Here is a 22,323-nt window from a genome sequence, read left to right as displayed (position 1 = left end):
CTCTCATCGGCTGCTCAGAACTTGACCTTGAAGCTGCCGCCGAAGGTCAACGGGTCTCCGGGCGAGACCAGCCTGCCGGTGCCGAGATCGGCGGCGACGATGCGATAGTCGACATCACCGATATTCTTGGCGAAGAGATAGGCCGCATAACGGTCGTTCTCCAGGCCGGCATAGGCGTCCAGGAGGCCATAACCCTTCTGGCGGATCGTGTTCTGGACATCGAAATAATAGCTTGAGCGGTAGCGGTAGTTCACGCCGACCTTGCCGACGAGATCGTGCCATCCGGTCTCCCACTGGTAGGCGAGGCCCGCCGAACCGGTGAAGCGCGAGACGAATTGCTGCTGGTTGCCGCTGACATCGACGGTGCCGGAACCATCGAGCGCGCGGGCGTTGCGGAAGTCCTTGTAGGTCGCATCCGCATAACCGGCGGCGGCCATCAGCGACCAGTGATCGTCAACGTCATAGGCAACGGACAGTTCGCCGCCCCAGGACTCGCTGCGCGACGCGTTGGAAATCGGCGTTGCCCCTGTCAGCGCATTGAAACCCTGAACCTGCTGGTCGCGCCAATCGATATAGAAAACCGACGCCTCCACCTTGAGCCGGTCGTCGAGCGTTGCCGATTTCAGGCCGAGCTCGTAGCTGACGACACGCTCCGAATCGTAGGCGCCCTCGTCGCCCAGGCCGACGAAGCCGGAATTGAAGCCACCCGACTTGTAGCCGCTGGAAACGCCGCCATAGAGGTTCAGCCCCTCCATCGGCTCGAACTGCAGGCCGAGACGCGGCGTGACGTAGGTTTCGGAAAGCTTCGCGTTGTAACCTGGTGCGAAGGTTCCCGTAAGGCCGAGAAGCTGGGCGGCGGTATTGGCCGTGAAATCGTAGTCGAAGGTCTTACGGTCATGGCCGACGCGTAGGCCGCTGTAAAGCTTCCACTGGTCGTTCAGCGCGTAGGTGCCGTCCGCGAAGACGGAGAGCGAAACCGTATCCGTGTCGCCGCGGGTCGAAAGTGTCGCCTCGCCACCCGTGAAGGTGCTGTTCGCACCGTAGATACGCGAGGCCTCGGAGAACTCGCCATAGAGGCCGGCGACCCAGTTGAAACGTTCGTTGTCTTCCGAAATGTAGCGTAGCTCCTGCGACCACTGGCGATAATCGCTGTCGAACGGATTTTCCGCGCGGTAGCGGAAATCCGGGAAACCGAAGGACTGGAACAGCCCGTCATAGGCAGCGAAATAGCCGAGCGGGAAGCCGTTTCCTTTCACGCCCACCGCACTTTTCTGGAATCCGGTGATCGAGACGATGCTGTCGCCATTGTCGAGCCGGTAGGTCAACTGACCCGAGACGGTGGCGAGGTCGCTGTCGATGCGTGTCGGATCATCGACCGCAACGCCGCGCCGGCCCCTCAGGAAATCCGCCTCCGGCATGCCGAACATCTCGCCGTCCAGCACCTGGCGCTCGACATCCACGATGCCGAGGAATTCGAGATTGTCGGTGATGTCGCCGGCGACGCTGAAGCGGCCATGTATATCCTTGCCGCCGTCAAGATCCCTGCCATCCACTGTCGAGTGAAGAAAACCGTCCGTTTTCGAGGCCGACAAGGCTCCGCGCGCCGCCCAGCCACTCTCCCCGATCGGCGTGTTGAAGACAGCCGTGGTGCCCAGCGTGCCGAAACGGCCGAAGTCCACCCCCACCTCTCCGCCGGTAACGTCTGGATCGGGAAGGTTGGAAATGATGTTGACCGAGCCGGCAATATTGTTGCGGCCGTAAAGCGTTCCCTGCGGCCCGCGCAAAATCTCGATGCGGTCGACATCGAGCAGTGTGCCGCTATGCGCCTGGGCATTGCCGATACCGATGCCATCGACATAGATGCCGACCGAGGGATCGCTTTCGATGAGGGCAGAGCCGACGCCGCGGATGGCAGTGAAGGACGTATAGAGCTTTGCCGTGACCGCACCCGTCTGGGCATTCGGCTCGGCGGCAATCGCATCGTCGCGACGCTTCGTCTTGCGCAGGGACAGCGCTTCGCCCGTCTTCACCACAATGCTGGCCGGCACGTCCTTGCTTTCGGCCGTGCGTTTTTCCGCCGTTACGAGAATCGGTTTCAGAACCGTTTCGCCGGCAGCCTCCTGCGCCCGAACGAGAACAGGCTGGCTGACGCCAGCCAGAAGCACGGCAAAGCCGATAGCAGTCTTCATCGATCAATCCCCTAACCCGATTTGGCGCGGATTATCGTCATGGCGGAAGGGAGGGTCGAGGCGGTCGGCTTATGCGTTTCGACAAAAAGCTTACGATTCTTATCCAGTTTAAAATCGTTCAAGATTTCAATCGGCTAGGCGGATAACCAAAATGCCTGGTAAAGGCGGAAGTGAAGTTGGCCGGGTGCTGGTAGCCCGCCCTGTAGGCCGCTTCTGCAATACTCAGGCCGTCGCGCAGGATGGCATTGCGGCCGATCAGGAGACGCCGTTCCAGAAGGTACTCCCGGGCGCTGGCGCCGAAGGCGCGCTGGAAATCCTGCTTGAGCTTGCTCTGGCTGATGGCGAAGCCGGCAGCGAGCGCGGCAAGCGAATCGATGGCCGCGGCATTGGCATCGATATGCCGCCGGATCTCCAGCATGCGTTCCAGCGATCTCGCCGTAAGGCTGGCTGTGGCCGCAACCTCGGATGGCCTGAACGCTTCCGCCAGAAAACCGAGCAGGCTCATCGCGCTGGCATCGAGATGCACGTTGATGAAGGCGCCGACCGCCGACGGATTGAGCACGGACCATGCGATCTGCCGCAACCGCGCATCGAGCGGATGCCGGCGGATCATCACCGGCTGCCGCATGGCGCGCTGCATGGCCTCGAACGTCGGATCGTCCTTCATGGCAGGCAGATTGTGCTCGACCCAGGCCGGGGTCAGCAGCAGTTCCACCACGCGCACGGGGTGGTCCGGATGGATCGTCATGCTCGTTGCCCGGCTTTCACCGGTGGACGTGATCCATACCTCGTCCGGGCAGAAGCCACCTTCGATGCCTTCGGTCGTGTTGGTCGCATACCCTTCAAGCACGACCGACAGGCAGATCGCGGGAAATGTCCGGCTCTGATAGGCAAGCGACCGTTCCAGCGAAAGATCGGTGACGCCGAGAAACATGCCCGGACTGACTTCGCGCCAGCGACGCGATTCGCTTTGCATTTCCTCCGGTTCCACCATTGCCGCAACGACGGAAGGCTCGACGTCAGGCGGGATGGCCTCGGTCATCTCCCGGCCCCTCCCGGTAAGGATGACAAACACGCGGGATGGCTGCGTGCCGGCGCAACGGGGGAGATCGCCTGGCCTGGATAGTGGCCAGGCACGACCCCGCCATTCTGATTGCGCTTGGCCACGATACGCCGTTCCGCATGGAGATTCATATGCCATCCAAAATAGACCGGCTCGCTTTGCCGGTTAACTTGATTTTATTATTCAAGTTTCTCGCAGCAGTCCAGCGTCATGCCTTCAGCCGTAACTCGCTTACGCCGAGCCATACGGCTGAGACGAGGAAATAGAAGGCATCGACGCCGGCGTAACCTGCGATATTGGCTATCGACGGAGCTTCAGGCCCGAGAGCCTGGAGAATAAAGAAAACCCCTGCGACGGCGCACCGCCCGCCACTCAGGAATCACTGCCGATTGACCACCGCTCGTTTTCCACCGGCGAACGGCCGCGCCGAGCTGCAACAGCCCCGAGAAGATCGCCCACAGGCCGAAGGCGCCATCAATGACATGCCGCGGATATCGAGACACGCACGGTCCCCAAGACATGCCCTTACCGACACATCTTCGACATGGCCTCGCGGAGATCGTTCGTGTTTGCGAGTGCGGCCAGGTTCAGGGGCAAGGAGACCGTCGGGGCCGCCAGCCCTCCCGTCACCCTGACGATTTCGTGGTCGAGATAGTCGAAAAACCGCTCTTGAATCTCGGCGCACCACGTCGCTCCCATCGACAGCCGGCGGGCAGTCTGCTCGGCGATAATGACGCGATTTGTCTTCCGGATCGAACGACCGATGGTTTCCCAGTCCATGCCGTGATGATCCAGATTGCGCAGATCGATGACTTCGGCGTCGATGCCGCTCTCTTCGACTGCGTCGAGAGCATTCTGGACCATGACGGATGTCGCAAGCACGGTGCAGGCCGTTCCCGGCCGCACGACGCGGGCGGAGCCGAAGGGGATGCAGAAGTCGCGATCCCCTGCCGGCACGTCGAATTCGCGCTGGTAGAAGGCGACGTGCTCGAACAGCACGACAGGATCATCGCAACGCAAGGCCGAATTCATCAGGCCGATATAGTCGAACGCCGTAGTCGGCATCACGATGCGCCAGCCGGGAAACATGCCGAAGAGCGCCGACGGATCGCCCGAATGCTGGGAGCCGTAACCGGTATGCGGCGAAATCCGCACCCGCAGCACCAGCGGCACCGGAAAACCGCCGCCGAACATATGCCGCACCTTGCCGACGCCGTTGACGATCTGGTCTGCGGCCGTGAAGCAGAAATCACCGAACATGATCTCGACGATCGGCCGGAGGCCGTTGAGCGCCGCGCCCAGCGCAACCCCGGTGAAACCGTTTTCGGCGATCGGCATCGGCAGGATGCGCTCGGGCCAGCGTTCCAATGCGCCCTTGGTAAATCCGCTGACGCCGCCGCGCATCTGGTGAGCATCCTCGCCCATGACGATGATTGTCGGATCGCGCGCCATCGCGGATGCGATGGTTTCGGATGCGGCGGCGACATATTTCAGCGTCTCGGTCGCCCCGGCACGCATCTTGTCATGATCGAGAAAGCGGGCTCCCCGCAGTTCGGCGAGCGTGCCGACAATGCCGTCGTCCACCGTTGCCGGATCGGGATAGAGGCGGGCGGGAATCCGCAGCGTATTGCCGCCGGCCACCGGCTCCGTCAGGCGTGACGCGGCTGCCGCGACGCGTTCGGTCACCAGACTGTCGATGCGAGAGGACGCCTCGCTGCTCAGGAGGCCGAGCGCCGTCAGCCGGGCATGCGCCCGGTTGACGGGATCGCGTTTCTTCCACTCCGTTTCCTCTTCGCGCGAGCGATAGCCGAAATCGCTTCCGGCGCGACTGCCGGACTGGTGGAGATGCCGGTAACACAGCGCCTCGATGACGACGGGGCCGTTCGTCTCGCCGATGATGCGTCGTGCCTCCGTCATCGCCCTGTGAACGGCGACCACGTCCATGCCGTCGCATTCGATCGCGGTTATGCCGAGCATGACCCCGCGCGACGCGAGTCGCGTCTCGCGGGTCACCTCCGAGATGTGGGTCGAGACGCCGTAAAGATTGTTCTCGATGAAGAAGATCACCGGCAGATTTTGCGCAGCGGCGATGTTCATGGCTTCGTAGGTCGTGCCGGCAAGCGTTGCGCCGTCGCCGAAGAAAGTCACGGATATGGCGTCCCGCCCCAGCATCTTGTCGGCCAGTGCATAACCGACGGCGTGGGGTGGATTTCCTCCGATGATTGCCGAAGTTCCGACAATGCCCGCATCGGCATGGCGCATATGCATCGAACCGCCGCGGCCGCCGCAATAGCCTGGCGACAGGCCCATGATCTCGGCCATCAGACGATAAATGGCGGTATCCATGCCCTCGGCGAAGGCATCGCGGCTGATGTCGAAATTCTCCGGCAGTTCGGCATTCACCAGCTTGGCCAGCATCTGGTGATGCGCCCGATGCGTGCCGTTGATCTTGTCATCCGTACCGAGGACCGACATGGCGCCGACACCGCAGGCCTCCTGCCCGATGCTTGCATGGGCCGGGCCGTGGATAAGCCCGGCCTTTTCGAGATCGAGCAACTTCTCCTCGAACCGCCGGACGAGCAGCATCTGCCCATACCAGTTGACGAGATTGCGGGCATCTTCGTTCCGCCAGTCCGCCTCGTCCACCTCGATACGGAACCATGGCGCCTTGGGCGAGATCGACAGCTGGGTGACCATGGGCTTCCTTTCAAAAGACCGTCGGAGCGTTCCGAATTTCATTTATGGAAATTAATTCCGATTTTGATTGATTGTCAAACGAAGCTGTGCGAGCCTCGGCCACCTCTCTTCATCTCGTGAAAGTTCATCCATGATCAGGGATCGTGATCTCATCGCAGCGCTTGCGGAAACGGTGCGCCGCTTCGTCCGCGAGCGGTTGATGCCCGCCGAAGCGCAGGTCGAAGACGAAAACGCAATACCCCAGGGCATCATCGACGATATGCGCTCGATGGGTCTTTTCGGCATGTCGATACCCGAGCCCTATGGCGGGTTGGGGTTGACGATGGAGGAAGAGGCGCTTGTGGCCCTCGAACTGGGCTACACCTCCCCGGCATTCCGCTCGGTCATCGGCACGAACAACGGCATCGGCGCGCAAGGCATCATTCTCGACGGCACCGACGCGCAGAAAAGCTATTGGCTCCCGCGCATGGCCAGCGGCGAGGTGGTCGGATCTTTCGCGCTGACGGAGCCGGATGTCGGCTCGGACGCCGCCTCGGTCAAGACGACGGCGGTGAAGGACGGCGATTCCTACGTGCTCAACGGCACCAAGCGCTATATCACCAACGCGCCGGTGGCCGATGTCTTCACCGTCATGGCCCGCACCGGCGCGGCTGGCGCGGCGGGTGTGTCAGCATTCATCGTACCGGCCGACAGCCCAGGCCTGTCGCTCGGGCCTGTCGACAAGAAGATGGGGCAGCGTGGCACCCGCACCTGTGACGTGATGTTCGACAATTGCCGGATTCCCTCCGATGCCTTGATCGGCGGCCGGGAGGGTCAGGGTTTCAAGACGGCGATGAAGGTTCTCAACCGCGGCCGGCTCCACATCGCCGCCGTCTGCACCGGCACGGCGCAGAGGCTTTGCGACGAAAGCGTCGCCTTCGCCAGGAGCCGCGTCCAGTTCGGCAAGCCTATTGCCGAACACCAGCTGATCCAGGCCATGCTGGCCGACAGTGCGACGGAGACTTTCGCCGGTCGCTCCATGGTGCTGGAGGCGGCGCGTATGTTCGATGCCGGCGAACGCATCATCCAGCAGGCAGCGAGCGCGAAACTGTTTTGTTCGGAAATGGTCGGCCGCGTTGCCGATCGGGCGGTGCAGATCCATGGCGGCGCCGGTTATATGCAGGCCTATCCGGTGGAACATTTCTACCGCGACGTCAGGCTGTTCCGCCTCTATGAGGGCACGTCGCAGATCCAGCAACTGATCATCGCCCGCGAAATGCTGAACGCCTGACGCCAGCGTCCATGCCGAATATGGCTACCGGCGGCCCGTCAGTCTTTGGCGCAATTGCGCCGCCAGTGCCACCAGTTTCGGGCCGACAGTCTTGCGGCAATGGTCGGCGGGCAGGATATCGACGATGCCACCGCAGGTCAGCGCCACCGTCGGCGAACCGTCGGCGGGGTGAAACGTGACGCCGACGGCATTGATGTAACTGTGCCAGGAACCAAAGGCCGTCACGTAGCCGTGCTCAACCTTATCCCGGATCGCGCGTTCCAGGTTTGCGGCAAAACGTTCGCTGCCGTCCGCATCCCCCTGCTTCAGTTGCTCAACGAGAGCGCCACGCTTTTCTGGATCGAGGCCGGCGAGATAGGCAAGGCCCATGGCCGTTCGTGCCAGCGGTATACGCGATCCGACATTGAGCTGCAGCGTGACCGGCGACATCGAGCGGCAATTGGCGAGATAGACCATTTCGAGCCCGTCGCGGGTGCCCAGCGCCACGGCGGCGCCGGTCCAGTCCGCCAGTTCCTGCATCAGGGGCCGGGCCATATGGATGATCGGGTTGGAACTCAGCGCCGAGTAACCGAGAGAAACGGTCGCCGCACCGATGCTGTAGCGGCCCAGCGCCGCATCGTAATGCAGGTAGCCCAAGCCGACGAGGGTAGAGGTCAGTCGCGAGACGGTGGCCGCAGCCAGCCCGGTTCGATCGATGAGTTCCTGGTTTCCCAGCGTGGCGTCATCGGGGGTGAAGGCGCGCAGGATGTCCAGGCCCCGCGTGAGCGAGGCCGACGAATTTCCGGAGCTTGCCGGCTCGGCACCTTCAGTCGACTTGCTTCGCTTTCGCAACCTGTCCGACTCCCACAGCGGCCATCCCGGATCAAAAATGGAAATTAATTTCATTTATGTTGACGGGTCGGGCAGTGCTTGTCAATATTGTCGCCACGCTACCCTTTGGGAAGACCATCATGACGCAGCCAAAGATGCCGCTTGCGGGTATACGCATTCTCGATTTCAGCCGTGTGCTGGCGGGACCGTGGGCGACGATGAGCCTGGCGGATCTTGGTGCCGAAGTCTGGAAGATCGAGAACATAGTCGGCGGCGACGACACGCGCGCCTGGTCCGTTCCCAACTACAAGGGGGTGAGCACCTATTACCTCTGCGCCAATCGCGGCAAACACAGCATAGCGCTCGACCTCAAGAACCCGAAGGGCCTGCAGATCGCGCTCGACCTTGCGGCGAAGGCGGATGTGATCGTCGAGAACTTTACCGCGGGCACCGCCGACCGTCTTGGCATCGGCTACGAGGCGATCCGGGCGATCAATCCCGGCATCGTCTATTGCTCGATCTCCGGTTATGGACAGACCGGCCCCGAGCGCGACAGGCCGGGTTACGACTTCATCATGCAGGCCGAAAGCGGCTTGATGTCGATCACCGGCGAAGTGGACGGGCCGCCGAACCGGCTGGGCGTCGCATTCACGGACGTCGTCGCCGGGATGATCGCCACCCAGTCGATCCTCGCGGCCCTTTATCAGCGGCGCGACACCGGGGAAGGTCAATATGTCGATGTGGCGCTGCTGGATTCGGCGCTCAACATGCTGATCAACGTCGGCACCGGCTATCTCAATGCCGGCGTCGAACCGAGGCGCTACGGCAACGCCCATCCGACGGTGGTTCCCTATCAGGTGTTCGACGCATCGGACGGTGTCTTTGCGCTGGCCGTCGGCAATGACAGGATCTTCCGCAGTTTCTGCGAACAGGTGATCGGCCGGCCGGACATGGCCGGCGATCCACGCTTCCTCACCGCACATCTGCGTGCCGTCAACCGTGAGAGCCTGATTCCGGCTCTGATCGATACCCTCAAGCAGCAGACGTGCCAGCATTGGCTGGATGCATGCCAGAAGGCAAACGTGCCGGCCGGTCGGGTAAAGACGGTGTCCGAGGCGCTGCAGAGCCCGAGCGTTCTGCAACGCGGCGTCATCCAGGAACTGGAGCATGCCGAACTGGGTCCGATCCGGCTTATCCGCTCCGCCCATGGCCTTGAAAGCCAGGACGGTAGCACACCCAAGGCTCCGCCAATGCTGGGTGCAGATACGAGGGCGGTGCTCGAAACCGTTCTCGGGCTCTCCGCCCATGAGATCGACGCGCTTGCAGCGGCGGGCGCAGTCGCCTGCCATGACGCCGCGTGACGCCCGATCCGAAAAGGAAGATCGACATGCCAGCCTATCCCGATACCCTCCTTCTCATCGACGGGCAGCGGAGACCTTCGAACAGCGGCAGGACCCTTCCCGTGTTCAATCCGGCCACGGCAAAGCCGATCGGCACCGTGGCCTGGGCCGACACGAGCGATCTCGACCAGGCGCTCGACGCGTCGGCGCGCGGCTTCGAGACCTGGCGCGGCACCCCGGCGTACGAGCGGGCGAAACTGATGCGCCGCGCCGCCGATATCCTGCGATCCCGTGCCGACGAGATTGCGACATGGATGACCCTGGAACAGGGCAAGCCATTGGAACAATCGCGCCTCGAAACGCTCGCCGGCGCCGATATCATCGAGTGGTTTGCCGGCGAAGCGCAGCGCGCCTACGGGCAGGTCATTCCCGGTCGCGCCCCCGATATCCTGCAGATGACGCTCAAGCTGCCCGTTGGCCCGGTCGCCGCCTTCACGCCCTGGAATTTTCCGATCAACCAGGCGGTCCGCAAACTTTCTGCGGCGCTCGCTGCCGGCTGTTCGATCATCGTCAAGGCGGCCGAGGAAACGCCCGCCTCGCCCGCCGGCCTGATCGGCGCCTTTATCGATGCCGGCATTCCCGCCGGGGTCGTCAATCTCGTCTATGGCGTGCCGGCAGACATCTCGGAATACCTGATCCCGCATCCGGTGATCCGCAAGATCAGCTTTACCGGTTCGACGGCAGTCGGCAAGAGGCTCGCATCGCTGGCGGGCCTGCATATGAAGCGCGCCACGATGGAACTCGGCGGACATGCGCCGGTGATCATCGCCGAGGATGCCGATCTGGAGCAGGCCGCAAAAACCATGGTGGCGGCCAAGTTCAGAAACGCCGGGCAGATCTGCGTCGCGCCCACACGCTTCCTCGTTCATGAGAGCGTCGCCGAAAGTTTTACCGAGCGTTTTGCGGACGGTGCCCGGGCGATCCGCGTCGGCAACGGTCTGGACGACGGCGTGGACATGGGGCCGCTTGCGAATGACCGCCGCATCCCGGCACTCGAGGCGATGATCAACGATGCGACGACACGCCATGCCAGGCTGGTAACCGGCGGCCGCCGAATCGGCAATGAGGGCTGGTTCTTCGAACCGACGGTGCTTGCCGATGTGCCCACGGATGCAAGGATCATGAACGACGAGCCCTTCGGCCCGGTCGCCATCATCAACCGTTTCGCCTCGCTGGACGAGGCGATCGGCGAAGCGAACCGCCTGCCCTATGGCCTGGCGGCTTTCGGCTTCACCCGCAGCAGCGCCACCGCGACGCGCCTCGGCAACGAGGTCTTGGCCGGCATGATGAGCATCAACCACTATGGTCTCGCCCTGCCGGAAGTGCCGTTCGGCGGTACGCGCGATTCCGGTTATGGAACAGAAGGCGGCTCGGAAGCGCTCGACGCCTATCTGGACACCCGTCTCGTAACCCGCAAGGGCTGACCCCCACCTCCGCTTGCGGGCGGCCTCAATAGAGATTGCGACCGTACATGGTGGATTTCTTCGCGAAGTCCTTCCGGTATTCCTGCGGACTTTTCCGGTAGACGGCGCAGAAGGCCCGATAATAGGCGGAGGGCGTGGCAAAGCCGCAAGCGAGGCCCGTCTCGCGGATGCTCATCGAACTGTAGAGCAGCAGCTCCTTGGCATGCTGGAGCCGCAAGCCCATGTAGATCTTCTTCGGGCTGGTATTGAGATGCCGCTTGAAGAGATATTGCAGTTCGCGCACCGACACGCCGCAACGCTCCGCAACTGCCTCCATTTCCAGGGGCTCCTCGACCGTTTCCTGCATGATGCGTTGTGCACGGCTCAGGACCGGATTGACCATGAAAGGCTGGCCGTTGACGATTTCGCGCTGGCGGACTTCCGCAGGTCGCGGCGCCGCATAGATCAGTTCGTTGCACACGAGATTGTAAAGCGCATCGCCGCAGATCAACCGCAGCATGGTCATGGAATGGTCGAGGCTCGCGGCCTGCCCGGCGCAGGTCGAACGGTTGCGGTCGATGACATAAAGCTGCTCCACGACGCGGCTGGGTGCGGAAAATTCCCTGAGCGAGGCCATGCCCGTCCAGTGGCAGGTCGCCGTATATCCGTCCAGCAGTCCGGCCTCGGCAAGAAGCAGCGGGCCTGCATCGGTGCCGCAGAGGTGCGCGCCGGCGGCCGCCTGCCGGCGCAGCCATCTGAACAGCCTCGCCTTCGCCGCCTCCGCGACGTCGTAGGTCACGAGCAGAAAGATCAGGTCATATTTCCGGCCGTCGTCGAAACTGCCCGTGGCCGGCAGCGCAATATCCATGCTCGTCGGGGGAATTCCGGCATCGGCCGGAAGGAAATCGATGCTGAACAGGGCCTCTTCACTGACCCGGTTGGCGGCGCGAAACGGCTCGATCGAGAGGAAGACGGTATGCAGGGAAGGCTCCCTGCCAATGACGAGAGCGATCGAACGCTTCCGTTCGATTTCCAGTCCGGAGGATCGGTCCGCCGTCGATGATCGTTCCAATAGTTTCTCACCCAGCATGGATGCGTCACGCACCGTTAAAAGCATCATTTCCGGCGTTATTTGCACGAAAATATTCGTTTTTGTCAATAATCCGAGCTTTCTTCGATGCCATTATCATCGTGCTGCGGCGAAGAAAGAATAGGGAACCTCGCCGCGCAGAGCCACGTCATCAGTGGATGGGAGAACAAAAAATGCAGCTTAGACATCATGAGACCCGATTTGTGTCCGTTCGTCGTCGCGCCATCATGGCAGCGGCAGCAACAATGCTGACTGCGGCGGCCGCTTTCCCCACGGTGGGACTTGCGGCCGACGGCGGGCGGCCCGTTGTCGTTGCCCGCGACATGGATCTGAACTCGCTCGACCCCGCCCGGGCCTTCTGCGATACCTGTCAGATTTACCTGAGTTCGGTCTATGACCGGCTGGTCGATCTGTCCTCCGACAACAAGTCGATCGTTCCCATGCTCGCCAAGGAGTGGAGCGCCAACGACGACGCGACGGTGATCACCTTCAAGCTCGATCCGAACGCGAAATTCTCCGACGGTTCGCAGGTGGAAGCCAAGGACGTCAAATGGACGCTCGAGCGGTTGAAGAACATCAAGGGCGGCATCGCCTATATTCTCGACAATGTGAAGTCGATCGAAACGCCGGATGCCGGCACCGTCGTCGTCACGCTGACGGCGCCCAATTCCGAATTCGTCGGCTCTTTGACCGCGCCTTATGCCGGCATCATCAATTCCGATGTGGTTGCCGAACACGGCGGCGATGCCGGTGAAGATGCCAGCACCAAGGATACGGCCGAGCAATGGCTGCTTGCCAATTCTGCCGGGGCCGGCCCCTTCGTGCTCGAAAGCTACAGCCCCAGCCATGAACTGCGGCTGAAGCGCAATGACAACTACTGGGGCAAGAAGCCGGCGGTGGGCGAGTTCATCTTCCTTCAGTCCAAGGATGCCGTCAGCCAGACCCAGTTGCTCGAAAGCGGCAGCGCCGACATCGCCATGCAGGTCGATCCGACGACCGCGAAGAACATCACCAACGAAAACATCGTCGTCGAGACGAAGCCGTCCTTCAACATGGTCTATCTCGCCATCAGCCCGGGCGCCAAGAACCTGCCACATGCCCTCGACGCGAAGATCCGCGAAGCGATCGCCAGCGCCATCGATTATGACGGCATCATCGATCTGACCGTCGACGGCAAGGCAACCCGGCTTGCGGCCCCGATCCCCAACGGTTTCCCCGGCGGCGGCGTCGGTGAACCGATCAAGTATGATGTCGAGAAGGCCAAGGCCCTGATGCAGGAGGCGGGCGTCCCGGACGGCTTCACGCTGAACGCGACCTATCCGAACGTCAACCAGTATGGCGTCGACTACACGCTGATGATGCAGAAGATCCAGCAGGATCTTGCCGAGATCAACATCAAGCTCGAACTGGCCCCGGTCGAGTTCTCGGTCTGGCGTGAAAAGGTCAATGGCGACGGCATTCCGCTGACGGCCGTGTTCTTCGCCCCCGACTATTACGGCTCTTCGCAATATGCCCAGTATTTCGCGATGATGGACGGTACGGTCTGGTACAAGCGCGCCGGCGGCAAGAGCGACCCGACCCTTGCCAATGCTGAAACCCCCAAGCTGCTCGCCGAGGCTCTGGCGGCCCCGGCCGACAAGAGCAGCGAACTGTTCGGCAAGCTGGCCGGCGTCATGGCGAACGATCACGTCATTCTGCCGATCCTGAGCCCCGACGCCGTGTTCGCATCCCGCAAGGGTATCGGTGGCCTGCGTTTCAGCGCCTGCTGCAACATGGTCCTGTCGGACATCACCGCCGAGTGACAGGCAACCACGCGACCTGACGAAAACGACCGGAGGCGGCAGCCTCCGGTACGGACTACGCCTTGCCAAGACATCGGCGACAGCTGAAAACGCCTTGATCGCTTCCGGCGTCGCATGCCGGTTGATCGATGCCGTGTTCTCCGCAAGACTGGCCGGATACCGCACGCGGTGACAAGTGCGCCCTCCTGCAGGCGATCGAAGCAGGCGACGCCGCGGACAATCGCATCGTGTTTCCGGACGTTGAAAAGACCGGAACCCCGACCGGGAACCACCAATCGCTGGACCGAGAACATCATGACCCAATACGTGTTCCGACGGTTGATCTCCATTCCCCTCCTTTTGCTGGGCGTGGCGACCGTGGCCTTTTTCCTCTCGCATTTCACCCAGGCGGACCCGCTCTCCGCCCTGGTGAGCGAGCGGCAGATGAACAATCCGGAGGTCGTGGCCGCGGCCAAGCAAAGGTGGGGGCTCGACCGCAGCCTGCCCGAACAATACGTCATCTACATCAAGAACCTCGTGACCGGCGATCTCGGTGTTTCATTCCGCACGCGCCGGCCTGTCCTCACCGATATTGCCGAGCGGTTGCCGGCGACGCTCGAACTGGTCATCTTCGCCATGCTCTTCGGCACGATCAGCGGCGTCGCGCTCGGCGTGCTCGCCTCGCGATTTCAGGACCGGCCGCTCGATTATTTCGCCCGTTTCGTGGCGCTGTTCGGCTCCACGGTGCCCGTCTTCTGGTCCGGCCTGCTGCTGCTCTACCTGTTCACCGTGAAATTCGGCTGGATTCCCGGCCCCGGCCGCCTCGATGCCCGCGCCGATCCGCCACCGTTCATGACCGGACTGCTGACCGTCGACTCGCTGGCGGCGGGGCAATTCGGCTCTTTTCTCAATGCATTGCATCACCTCGTGCTGCCGTCCTTCGTGCTCGGCTGGTCGGTGACCGGCATCATTTCGCGGCTGGTGCGGGCGAGCATGCTGGATGCGCTTGGTCAGGACTATATCCTGGCGGCGCGGGCCAAAGGCGCAGGCGGGGCGCGCACCCTCTTACGCCACGCACTTCCCAACGCCATGATCCCGACGCTGACGATCATCGGTTATTCTTTCGCCTACCTGATCACCGGGGCGGTGCTGACCGAGGCGGTCTTCGGCTGGCCCGGTATCGGCTCCTACGCCGTCGATTCGGCCCGAACGCTCGATTACCCCGCCATCATCGGCGTTTCGCTGATCGGTGCGTCGGCATTCCTGCTGGCGAACCTGGTGACCGACGTCGCCTATGCCTACGCCAATCCCCGCATCAGACTGGAGTGATCCCATGTCCATCGCAACAGGCGCGAGAGCGCAATGGATCAACAGCCTGACACTTCGGCCCGCCCTGGCCATCGGCCTCGTCATCGTCGGCTTCTGGATCGTCGTGGCGCTGACGATCGATGTCTGGACCATCTACGATCCGCTCAAGATCGTGGCCCGCAAATTGCAGTCGCCGTCGTTGCGGCACTGGCTCGGCACGGACGCACTCGGACGGGACGTGATGACCCGCACGCTTTACGGCGTCCGTTATTCGCTGAGCATTTCCGTCGTGGTGGTCGTCTGTTCCGTCGTCATCGGCTCGCTGGTCGGCGCGATCGCCGGTTTTTTCGGCGGCTGGACGGACAGCATATTGATGCGCATCGTCGACGTCACATTGTCGTTCCCGCCGGTCCTGCTGGCCATGGCGGTCGCCGCGTCGCTCGGGCCGGGACTGCAGAACGCCGCGATCGCCGTCATCGTGGTCTGGTGGCCGGTCTATGCGCGGTTGATGCGCGGCCAGGTGCTGGACGTGATTTCACGCGATCATATCGAGGCGGCCCGCGCCGGCGGCGCCTCCTCCTATCGCCTGCTGACCAAGCATATCCTGCCGCTGTCCTGGACGCCGACGATCATCAGCGCCACCATGGATTTCGGCCAGGTCGTGCTTTTGGCCGCATCCTTGAGCTTCATCGGACTGGGCGCACAGCCGCCGTCTCCGGAATGGGGCGCGATGATCTCCGATGGCGCGGCGCATTTCTACTCCTGGTGGGTCGCCTTCGGCCCGGGCATGGCCATCCTGACACTCGGGCTGGGCTTCAATTTCATCGGCGACGCACTGCGCGACATCCTCGATCCGAGGGAGCACTGAGACATGGCGGAAACTATTCCCCTGCTTGAAGCGAACGACCTCCGCGTGACACTGCGCAACGGCACGGAAATCGTGCGCGGCGTGAGCTTCACCGCCGCAGCCGGCAAGGTTCTCGGCATCGTCGGCGAGTCCGGTTCCGGCAAGTCGATCACCATGCGTGCGGTCATGGGCCTCTCGCCGCCGGGATCGGTGATATCGGGCTCGATCAGGCTGTACGGCGAGGAACTGGTACGCGCGCCCGAACGACGCATGCGTGCGCTGCGCGGCAGCAAGATCGGTCTGATCTTCCAGGACCCGATGACGGCGCTCAATCCGGTCATCACGGTCGGAAAGCTGATTGCCGAGGCCGTACGTCTTCACAACCCCGGCACGTCGGCCTCCAAGGCGCGGCAACGGGCCGTCGAACTGCTGGAACTGGTTTCCGTGCCGCAACCGGAAGTGCGCGCCAACCAGTATGTCCATGAATTCTCCGGCGGCATGCGGCAACGCGCCATGATCGCCATGGCCGTCGCCAACAATCCGGACGTGCTGATCGCCGACGAACCGACGACGGCGCTCGACGTCACGGTGCAGGCGCAGATCCTCGATGTTCTCAAGGGCCTGCAGGACAGGTTTTCCATGGGCCTGGTGCTGATCACCCATGATCTCGGGGTCGTTGCGGGCGCGGCAGACGACGTGATCGTCATGTATGCCGGCAAGATCATGGAGAGCGGCAGCGTCCGGGACATCTTCTATCGCACGCGGCATCCCTATACGCGCGGCCTGCTGTCCTGTCTGCCGACCATCGCGGGCGAACAATCGCGGCTCGAGCCCATCCCCGGCAGCCCGCCCCTTCTCAGCGCCCGGCCGAAAGGCTGTCCGTTCCACCCGCGCTGTTCGATGGCACGCGATGCGTGCCGCGCCGACGAACCCGTGCTGCGACGGGTGGATAACGTGCTGACGGCCTGCCACTTCGCCGAAGAACTGCGCGCAGGAGACAGCCCCCGGATGAATGCAGAGGCAGAACGCGCATGACCGAACAAGCATCCATCGGTTCAGGGCGCGACGAGCCGATCCTTTCCGTCCACAATCTCACCAAGGATTTCGTCGTCAGGGGCGGCCTGCTCGGCTGGAGTCCGGTGCGCAGGGTCAAGGCGGTCGGCGGCGTTTCTTTCCAGCTTGCCAAAGGCGAGACACTGGGCCTGGTCGGCGAATCCGGTTGCGGAAAGTCGACGCTCGGCCGCTGCCTGCTTCGGCTCATCGAACCGTCTTCCGGCGACGTCAGTTTCAAGGGCACAAACCTCTCGACCTTGTCGGCCGAGGAAATGCGCAAATTCCGCCGCCATCTCCAGATCGTGTTCCAGGACCCCCTGGCGTCGCTGCATCCGCGCATGAAGATCCGCGACATCATCTGCGAACCTCTCCGCCTCATCGGAATGACAGGCGCGCCGGCACGCGCCCGTGCTGCCGAACTGCTCGACCTCGTCCGCCTCGCGCCCGAGCACGGCGACCGCTATCCGCATGAGCTTTCCGGCGGCCAGCGGCAGCGCGTCGGCATCGCGCGGGCTCTCGCGCTGGAACCCGAGGTGCTGGTGCTCGACGAGCCCGTGTCGGCGCTCGACGTCTCGGTACAGGCCGGCGTCCTGAACCTGCTGGAAGAACTGCAGGAGAAGCTGGGCATCGCCTATGTGTTCATCGCCCATGACCTGGCGGTGGTGCGGCACGTCTCCGATCGGGTCGCGGTGATGTATCTCGGCAAGATCGTCGAGATCGGCGAGGCCGCACAGATCTACGAGGCGCCGGCTCATCCCTATACCAAGGCGCTGCTGTCGGCGGTTCCGCTTCCAGACCCGGATGCGGAGCGGGCGCGCCAGCGGATCACGCTCAAGGGAGACGTGCCGAGCCCGCTCAACGTGCCGTCGGGCTGTCCATTCCGCACCCGCTGCTGGAAGGCGCAGGAGATATGCGCGGCCGTGCCCCCCGAACTCGACGTCATCGATCCGGGGCATCGCGCCGCCTGTCACTTTCCCGAAAGCGGTGAGGAAAATGCCGAAATCATGAATGGCGCCACTGTGCAGGTGACAGAATGAAACCCCATACACCCAACAAGAAGCCGCTCGTTTTCGGGGCTATCGCCGACGATCTGACCGGTGGTCTCGAACTGGCCTCCATGCTGATCGCGCGCGGCGTTCCGACGACGCTTTCGGTCGGGGCAGGCGAGCCTGCCCGATACGGCTCAGCGCATGTCTTTGCGCTGAAATCGCGGGTCGCGCCCGTCGCCGAGGCGGTGCGCACGACACTCGAAGCGCTGGAGCGCCTTATCGAGCAGGGCACGCGGCAGATTTTCTTCAAATATTGCGCCACCTTCGATTCCACGCCCGCCGGCAATATCGGTCCTTGCGCCGAGGCCATCCTGCAGCGGCTGGGCGCGCAACAGGCCCTGTTCGTGCCAGCCCTCTGCGAAACCCGGCGCACCGTCTATCAGGGCCATATGTTCGGTGGGGCGCAGTTGCTGGGAGAATCGCCCAAGCGCTTCGACCCGTTGACGCCGATGACCGATTCCAACCTCGTCCGCGTCCTGCAGGCCCAGAGCAGCAGAGCCGTTGGGCTGGTCGATTATGCCGTGGTCGAACGAGGCCCGGAGGCGATACGCAGCCATTGCGATGCGAACACCGCAACGTCGTTCTTCATTTGCGACACGCTTTATGAGCATCATCTCGCCACGCTGGCGGCAGCCGCCGTCGATGCCCCGGTCCTCACCGGCAATTCGTCCGTCGCAGCCCATCTGCCGCCCCTGTGGTTCGAGAGCGGCCTGCTGCCGTCTCCCGCACCGGTTCGGCTCGACGGCGTCGAGGGGAAGGGTGCCGTCCTGGTCGGAAGCCTCGCCGATCAAACGGCAGCACAACTTGCACGTTTCGGACAGTCGCACCCCGTTTTCACCATCGACGTCGAACAGGCCTATGCCGGTCGCGATGTCGTCTCCGAAGCGAAACGGTTCGCCGCGGCGGCCGCTGCCGAGGGCCGGGATTTCGCGATCAGCACCGCCCTGCCCCAGGAGCGGGTCGATGTGCTGCAGGCGGCGCACGGCCGCCTGGAAATCGCTGCAAAAGTCGAAGCCATCCTTTCCGACGTCGCTCGATCGATCGTGTTCGACCATGGCGTCCGGCGGCTCGTCGTGGCGGGCGGCGAGACATCCGGTTCCGTGGTGCGTGCGCTCGGCATCACCGATCTCGACATCGGTCCCTATCACGAGCCGGGCTTTTCCCGGTCTGTCGCCCTCCAGCCTTTTCCCGTCGCCCTGATGCTGAAATCCGGCAAGCTCGGCAGCATCGATATCTTCGCCTCGGCGCTCGAGGACATGCGCCGCCCGATCTCCCAAGCCCCCCTTCTCGACCTTTGGCCCCCGAAAGCCTGATCCATGGACATATCCACACAAGCCCTTCGCCAATCCCTGATCGATGCGTCGATCGACGCCGAAATCCAGCGCATCAATGTCGGCACCACAGGCAACATGAGCATCCGCACCGAGGACGGCATGCTCATCACGCCCAGTGGTATCCCGTCCCGGCAATTCCTGCCCGAAACCATCGTCGCGATGGACCTCGACGGCAACTGGTCGGGCAGCATCAAGCCTTCGAGCGAGTGGGCGTTGCATGCCGCCATCTACAAGGCGCGCCCGGAGGTCCGCTCGGTGGTGCATGCCCATCCGGACCACTGCGTCGCCCTGTCCTGCGCGCGCATCGGGCTACCCGCCTTTCATTACATGATCGCAGGCTTCGGCGGCGATGACGTGCGCTGCTCGCGGTACGCCACCTTCGGTTCGCCGGAGCTTGCCGACGTCACGGTCGAGGCGCTGGAGGGCCGGACCGCCTGCCTGCTCGCCAATCACGGCATGGTCACCGTCGGCTCGACCCTGACGGAAGCCTATGGCCGCGCCCTGAAGCTTGAGACCCTGGCGCGGCAATACATGCTCTGCCGGTCCTTCGCGGAACCGGTCCTGCTGAACGAGAAAGAGCTGGTCGAGGTCAAGCAACGTTACAAGACCTATGGCCGGCAAGACGCGCCGAATGCGTGAAAGGGAGAGACAGATGCAACAGAAACTCGTGAACAGCCGCGACAATGCGCTTCTGGCGCGGGCCAGCAAGGTGGTGCCGAACGGCGTATGGGGACACATGGCCACGCGCGCGATCGGCCCGGGCTATCCGCAGTTCTTCGCGAAATCCGACGGTTGCCGCGTCTGGGACGTCGACGGCAACGAATATATCGATTTCATGTGCGCCTGGGGCCCGAACATTCTGGGCTACAAGCAGCCGGATATCGACAGGGCAGCCATCGACCAGATCGGCATCGGCGATATCGGCAACGGCCCGACCGAGGTGATGGTCGAGCTGGCGGAAACGGTGGTCGACACGATCGACTATGCCGACTGGGCTCTTTTCCAGAAGAACGGCACCGACGCGACAACCACCTGCGTCACCGTCGCGCGCGCCACCACGGGCAAGCGCAAGATTCTCGTGGCGCGTGGTGCCTATCACGGCGCGGTTCCGTGGTGCTCGCCTTCGGTCGTCGGCGTGACGACGGAGGATCGGGCCCATCTCATCCTCTTCGACTACAACGATCGTGCCAGCCTCGACGAAGCCGTGGCACAGGCCGGCGACGACATGGCGGCGATCATGATGACCGCCTTTCGTCACGATGTGAACCGCGACCAGGAAATGCCCGAGGAAGCGTTTCTCAAGCATGCACGCGCCATCTGCGACCGGACAGGCGCGGCCTTGATCCTCGACGACGTCCGCGCCGGTTTCCGGCTGGACGTGCGTGGCAGCTGGGCCCGCTACGGCGTCAAGCCGGATCTCGGCGCCTATTCGAAATCCATCGCCAACGGCTGGCCGCTCGCTGCCGTTGCAGGAAGCAAAAGCATGCTGGAAGGCGCCTCCAAAATATTCGTGACGGGGTCCTTCTGGTACGGATCCGCCGCGATGGCAGCCGCGCTGAAGACCATCGAGATCCTGCGCACGACGGACGCTCTGGCCCATATCGAAGCCATGGGCCAGCGGTTCCGCGCGGGCCTGACCGAGATCGCCGCCCGCAACGGCTTCGAACTGAGCCAGACCGGACCCGTGCAGATGCCGATGGTCCGCTTCCTCGGCGATGAGGATCTCACGATCGCCAACGCATTCTGCGCCGCGGCCCTGCGCCACGGCATCTACCTGCATCCGCGACACAACATGTTCCTCTGCGCCGCGCATCAGCCCGCCGATATCGATCGTGCGCTCGAGGCGGCGGATGCGGCCATGAAGGACACGATACGGACGGCACGATAGCAGCGAAACGCGGGACGGAGAGCGCACAAGCAACGCTCTTCGTCTGCCGCATCGCGGCCGGGATTGAAGACCATATGGAAGATTGCGCCGTTCCTGTCGCCCGGGACGGGCCGCTTAACGGACGACGCATGCAGGCACCAGATCAAGCGCGCTTCGACCTCCAGCGCCCCTTTTCCATAGCGCTCGTTTGCGTCGAGCCCGCGCTGCATGCCGCATTGCTCTCCATCGAGCCTTTCCGCGCGGCAAACAGGCTGAGCAAAGCACCGCTGTTCCAGATAGACTTCCTGTCGCCCGACCATGGCCGGCGGCCGTCGATGGACATCCCGTTGCCCGTCACCGCGTCGCTCGACGATGCAAGGACCTACGATCTGGTGCTGCTGCATTCCTCCTATGAATTCAGCGGCGACAGCAAGGGCGCGCTCTTTCGATGGCTTCGTCGGCAGGCGGCGGCCAGGATCCATATCTGCGCCCTGGACGCCGCGCCCCTTCTGCTTGCCGAAGCGGGTCTTCTGAAAGGCTACCGTGCCACCAGCCACTGGAGCACGATCCCGTCCTTCAGGGAGCTTCATCCGGAGACGGACGTGGTGGAACAGCTCTTCGTCGTTGATCGGGACCGCTCGACCTGCGCCGGCCAACTGGCAAGCCTGGATCTGTCGCTGCATATGCTCGAGCGCTTTTGCGGAAAAGCCTTGATGGAGGTCGTCGCCAACGAGATCGTCTACCCGGACGCGAGGGCCGAGCACGGGTTGCAACGGCAGATCGTCAACAACACCACCTGGCAGACCAACCCCATCCTCGCCCGTGCGCAAAGACTGATGCAGGAAACGATTGAGGAGCCGCTGTCGATCGAGGACCTGGCGGCTCGCTGCGAAATTTCCGTCAGGGAACTGCAATATCTTTTTCGCAAATATCTCAAGGCGAGCCCGAAGAGCTATTACCTGACATTCCGGTTGCAACGGGCCAAGGAGTTGCTTCTCTACAGTACGATGAGTGTCGGGGAAACGGGACTCGCCTGCGGGTTCTCATCGCCGGGAACCTATTTCAGAGCTTTCCGCGCCCGGTACGAGACCAGTCCAACGCACTACAGGCGGGCATTTCGCGAAAATGGCGAACGACCGGATGGCCGCCGCCTGTACTGAGC

At 63.0% G+C, this 22,323-nt stretch carries 17 protein-coding genes and 1 pseudogene; 12 read left to right on the top strand and 6 right to left on the bottom strand.

From position 1 onward, the window contains the following. Positions 1-14: 14 nt before the first annotated feature. From DEM27_RS18530 to DEM27_RS18515, 4 genes and pseudogenes are all read right to left on the bottom strand, one after another. Positions 15-2,189 (bottom strand): TonB-dependent receptor, encoded by a 2,175-nt coding sequence (locus tag DEM27_RS18530; protein ID WP_109459732.1) that lies wholly within the window; start codon positions 2,187-2,189, stop codon positions 15-17. Between the two features lie 118 nt (positions 2,190-2,307). Beyond that, positions 2,308-3,231: a helix-turn-helix domain-containing protein gene (locus DEM27_RS18525; RefSeq protein ID WP_165823483.1), complete on the bottom strand. Its 924-nt coding sequence runs from the start codon at positions 3,229-3,231 to the stop codon at positions 2,308-2,310. Positions 3,232-3,460: 229 nt separating this feature from the next. Then, positions 3,461-3,725, bottom strand: a pseudogene (locus DEM27_RS34650) (DUF308 domain-containing protein); the annotation flags it as partial. A 52-nt stretch (positions 3,726-3,777) separates the two neighbouring features. Then, positions 3,778-5,949, bottom strand: coding sequence for a dehydrogenase E1 component subunit alpha/beta (locus DEM27_RS18515; RefSeq protein ID WP_109459730.1), 2,172 nt, complete (start codon positions 5,947-5,949; stop codon positions 3,778-3,780). Between the two features lie 130 nt (positions 5,950-6,079). On the opposite strand from DEM27_RS18515, the gene DEM27_RS18510 reads away from it, so the two are divergent. After that, positions 6,080-7,219: an acyl-CoA dehydrogenase family protein gene (locus DEM27_RS18510; protein WP_109459729.1), complete on the top strand. Its 1,140-nt coding sequence runs from the start codon at positions 6,080-6,082 to the stop codon at positions 7,217-7,219. 24 nt (positions 7,220-7,243) lie between these two features. On the opposite strand, the gene DEM27_RS18505 is transcribed toward DEM27_RS18510, so the two are convergent. Then, positions 7,244-8,050 (bottom strand): IclR family transcriptional regulator, encoded by an 807-nt coding sequence (locus DEM27_RS18505; RefSeq protein WP_245445919.1) that lies wholly within the window; start codon positions 8,048-8,050, stop codon positions 7,244-7,246. Positions 8,051-8,169: 119 nt separating this feature from the next. On the opposite strand from DEM27_RS18505, the gene DEM27_RS18500 reads away from it, so the two are divergent. Next, the gene (locus DEM27_RS18500; protein ID WP_109459727.1) at positions 8,170-9,390 is read left to right on the top strand and encodes a CaiB/BaiF CoA transferase family protein; all 1,221 of its coding nucleotides are present in this window, start codon (positions 8,170-8,172) and stop codon (positions 9,388-9,390) included. Between the two features lie 26 nt (positions 9,391-9,416). Next, on the top strand, positions 9,417-10,853 hold the full coding sequence (locus DEM27_RS18495) for an NAD-dependent succinate-semialdehyde dehydrogenase (RefSeq protein WP_109459726.1): 1,437 nt from the start codon (positions 9,417-9,419) through the stop codon (positions 10,851-10,853). A gap of 25 nt (positions 10,854-10,878) precedes the next feature. Here the strand turns inward: DEM27_RS18495 and DEM27_RS18490 are convergent, their stop codons facing one another. Next, entirely contained in the window at positions 10,879-11,937 is a 1,059-nt protein-coding gene (locus tag DEM27_RS18490; protein WP_165823481.1) for a GlxA family transcriptional regulator, read from the bottom strand. Between the two features lie 212 nt (positions 11,938-12,149). Here DEM27_RS18490 and DEM27_RS18485 point away from each other — a divergent pair, with 212 nt between their 5' ends. From DEM27_RS18485 to DEM27_RS18445, 9 genes are all read left to right on the top strand, one after another. Beyond that, positions 12,150-13,724, top strand: a complete 1,575-nt coding sequence (locus DEM27_RS18485; RefSeq protein WP_420028837.1) for an ABC transporter substrate-binding protein — start codon at positions 12,150-12,152, stop codon at positions 13,722-13,724. Between the two features lie 294 nt (positions 13,725-14,018). Beyond that, positions 14,019-15,032: an ABC transporter permease gene (locus DEM27_RS18480; protein ID WP_109459723.1), complete on the top strand. Its 1,014-nt coding sequence runs from the start codon at positions 14,019-14,021 to the stop codon at positions 15,030-15,032. A gap of 4 nt (positions 15,033-15,036) precedes the next feature. Beyond that, a complete protein-coding gene (locus DEM27_RS18475; protein WP_109459722.1) occupies positions 15,037-15,879 on the top strand; it encodes an ABC transporter permease in 843 nt (280 codons plus the stop codon). 3 nt (positions 15,880-15,882) lie between these two features. Next, positions 15,883-16,893: an ABC transporter ATP-binding protein gene (locus DEM27_RS18470; RefSeq protein ID WP_109459721.1), complete on the top strand. Its 1,011-nt coding sequence runs from the start codon at positions 15,883-15,885 to the stop codon at positions 16,891-16,893. Further along, positions 16,890-17,948, top strand: a complete 1,059-nt coding sequence (locus DEM27_RS18465; protein WP_109459720.1) for an ABC transporter ATP-binding protein — start codon at positions 16,890-16,892, stop codon at positions 17,946-17,948. The genes DEM27_RS18470 and DEM27_RS18465 overlap by 4 nt, the downstream gene beginning before the upstream one ends. Continuing rightward, positions 17,945-19,273: a 3-oxo-tetronate kinase gene (otnK, locus tag DEM27_RS18460; RefSeq protein ID WP_109459719.1), complete on the top strand. Its 1,329-nt coding sequence runs from the start codon at positions 17,945-17,947 to the stop codon at positions 19,271-19,273. The genes DEM27_RS18465 and otnK overlap by 4 nt, the downstream gene beginning before the upstream one ends. A gap of 3 nt (positions 19,274-19,276) precedes the next feature. Then, a complete protein-coding gene (locus DEM27_RS18455; protein WP_109459718.1) occupies positions 19,277-19,933 on the top strand; it encodes a class II aldolase/adducin family protein in 657 nt (218 codons plus the stop codon). 13 nt (positions 19,934-19,946) lie between these two features. Continuing rightward, positions 19,947-21,182: an aminotransferase class III-fold pyridoxal phosphate-dependent enzyme gene (locus DEM27_RS18450; RefSeq protein ID WP_109459717.1), complete on the top strand. Its 1,236-nt coding sequence runs from the start codon at positions 19,947-19,949 to the stop codon at positions 21,180-21,182. 74 nt (positions 21,183-21,256) lie between these two features. Further along, positions 21,257-22,321 carry a GlxA family transcriptional regulator gene (locus DEM27_RS18445; protein WP_109459716.1) on the top strand — a complete coding sequence of 355 codons (1,065 nt, stop codon included), beginning with the start codon at positions 21,257-21,259 and terminating at the stop codon, positions 22,319-22,321. The last annotated feature ends 2 nt before the right edge of the window (positions 22,322-22,323 follow it).

Source organism: Rhizobium album (assembly GCF_003122325.1).
Classification (GTDB): Bacteria; Pseudomonadota; Alphaproteobacteria; order Rhizobiales; family Rhizobiaceae; genus Metarhizobium; species Metarhizobium album.
The sequence above is the reverse complement of the archived record's forward strand: the minus strand, read 5'-3'. Positions and strand labels throughout refer to the sequence as shown.

Coding starts and splice junctions, on each gene's coding strand:
- DEM27_RS18530 (WP_109459732.1), bottom strand. CDS start 2,189: ATGAAGACTGCTATCGGCTTTGCCGTGCTTCTGGCTGGCGTCAGCCAG.
- DEM27_RS18515 (WP_109459730.1), bottom strand. CDS start 5,949: ATGGTCACCCAGCTGTCGATCTCGCCCAAGGCGCCATGGTTCCGTATC.
- DEM27_RS18480 (WP_109459723.1), top strand. CDS start 14,019: ATGACCCAATACGTGTTCCGACGGTTGATCTCCATTCCCCTCCTTTTG.
- DEM27_RS18450 (WP_109459717.1), top strand. CDS start 19,947: ATGCAACAGAAACTCGTGAACAGCCGCGACAATGCGCTTCTGGCGCGG.
- DEM27_RS18470 (WP_109459721.1), top strand. CDS start 15,883: ATGGCGGAAACTATTCCCCTGCTTGAAGCGAACGACCTCCGCGTGACA.
- DEM27_RS18475 (WP_109459722.1), top strand. CDS start 15,037: ATGTCCATCGCAACAGGCGCGAGAGCGCAATGGATCAACAGCCTGACA.
- DEM27_RS18495 (WP_109459726.1), top strand. CDS start 9,417: ATGCCAGCCTATCCCGATACCCTCCTTCTCATCGACGGGCAGCGGAGA.
- DEM27_RS18510 (WP_109459729.1), top strand. CDS start 6,080: ATGATCAGGGATCGTGATCTCATCGCAGCGCTTGCGGAAACGGTGCGC.
- DEM27_RS18525 (WP_165823483.1), bottom strand. CDS start 3,231: ATGACCGAGGCCATCCCGCCTGACGTCGAGCCTTCCGTCGTTGCGGCA.
- DEM27_RS18465 (WP_109459720.1), top strand. CDS start 16,890: ATGACCGAACAAGCATCCATCGGTTCAGGGCGCGACGAGCCGATCCTT.
- DEM27_RS18485 (WP_420028837.1), top strand. CDS start 12,150: ATGGCAGCGGCAGCAACAATGCTGACTGCGGCGGCCGCTTTCCCCACG.
- DEM27_RS18500 (WP_109459727.1), top strand. CDS start 8,170: ATGACGCAGCCAAAGATGCCGCTTGCGGGTATACGCATTCTCGATTTC.
- DEM27_RS18445 (WP_109459716.1), top strand. CDS start 21,257: ATGGAAGATTGCGCCGTTCCTGTCGCCCGGGACGGGCCGCTTAACGGA.
- DEM27_RS18455 (WP_109459718.1), top strand. CDS start 19,277: ATGGACATATCCACACAAGCCCTTCGCCAATCCCTGATCGATGCGTCG.
- otnK (WP_109459719.1), top strand. CDS start 17,945: ATGAAACCCCATACACCCAACAAGAAGCCGCTCGTTTTCGGGGCTATC.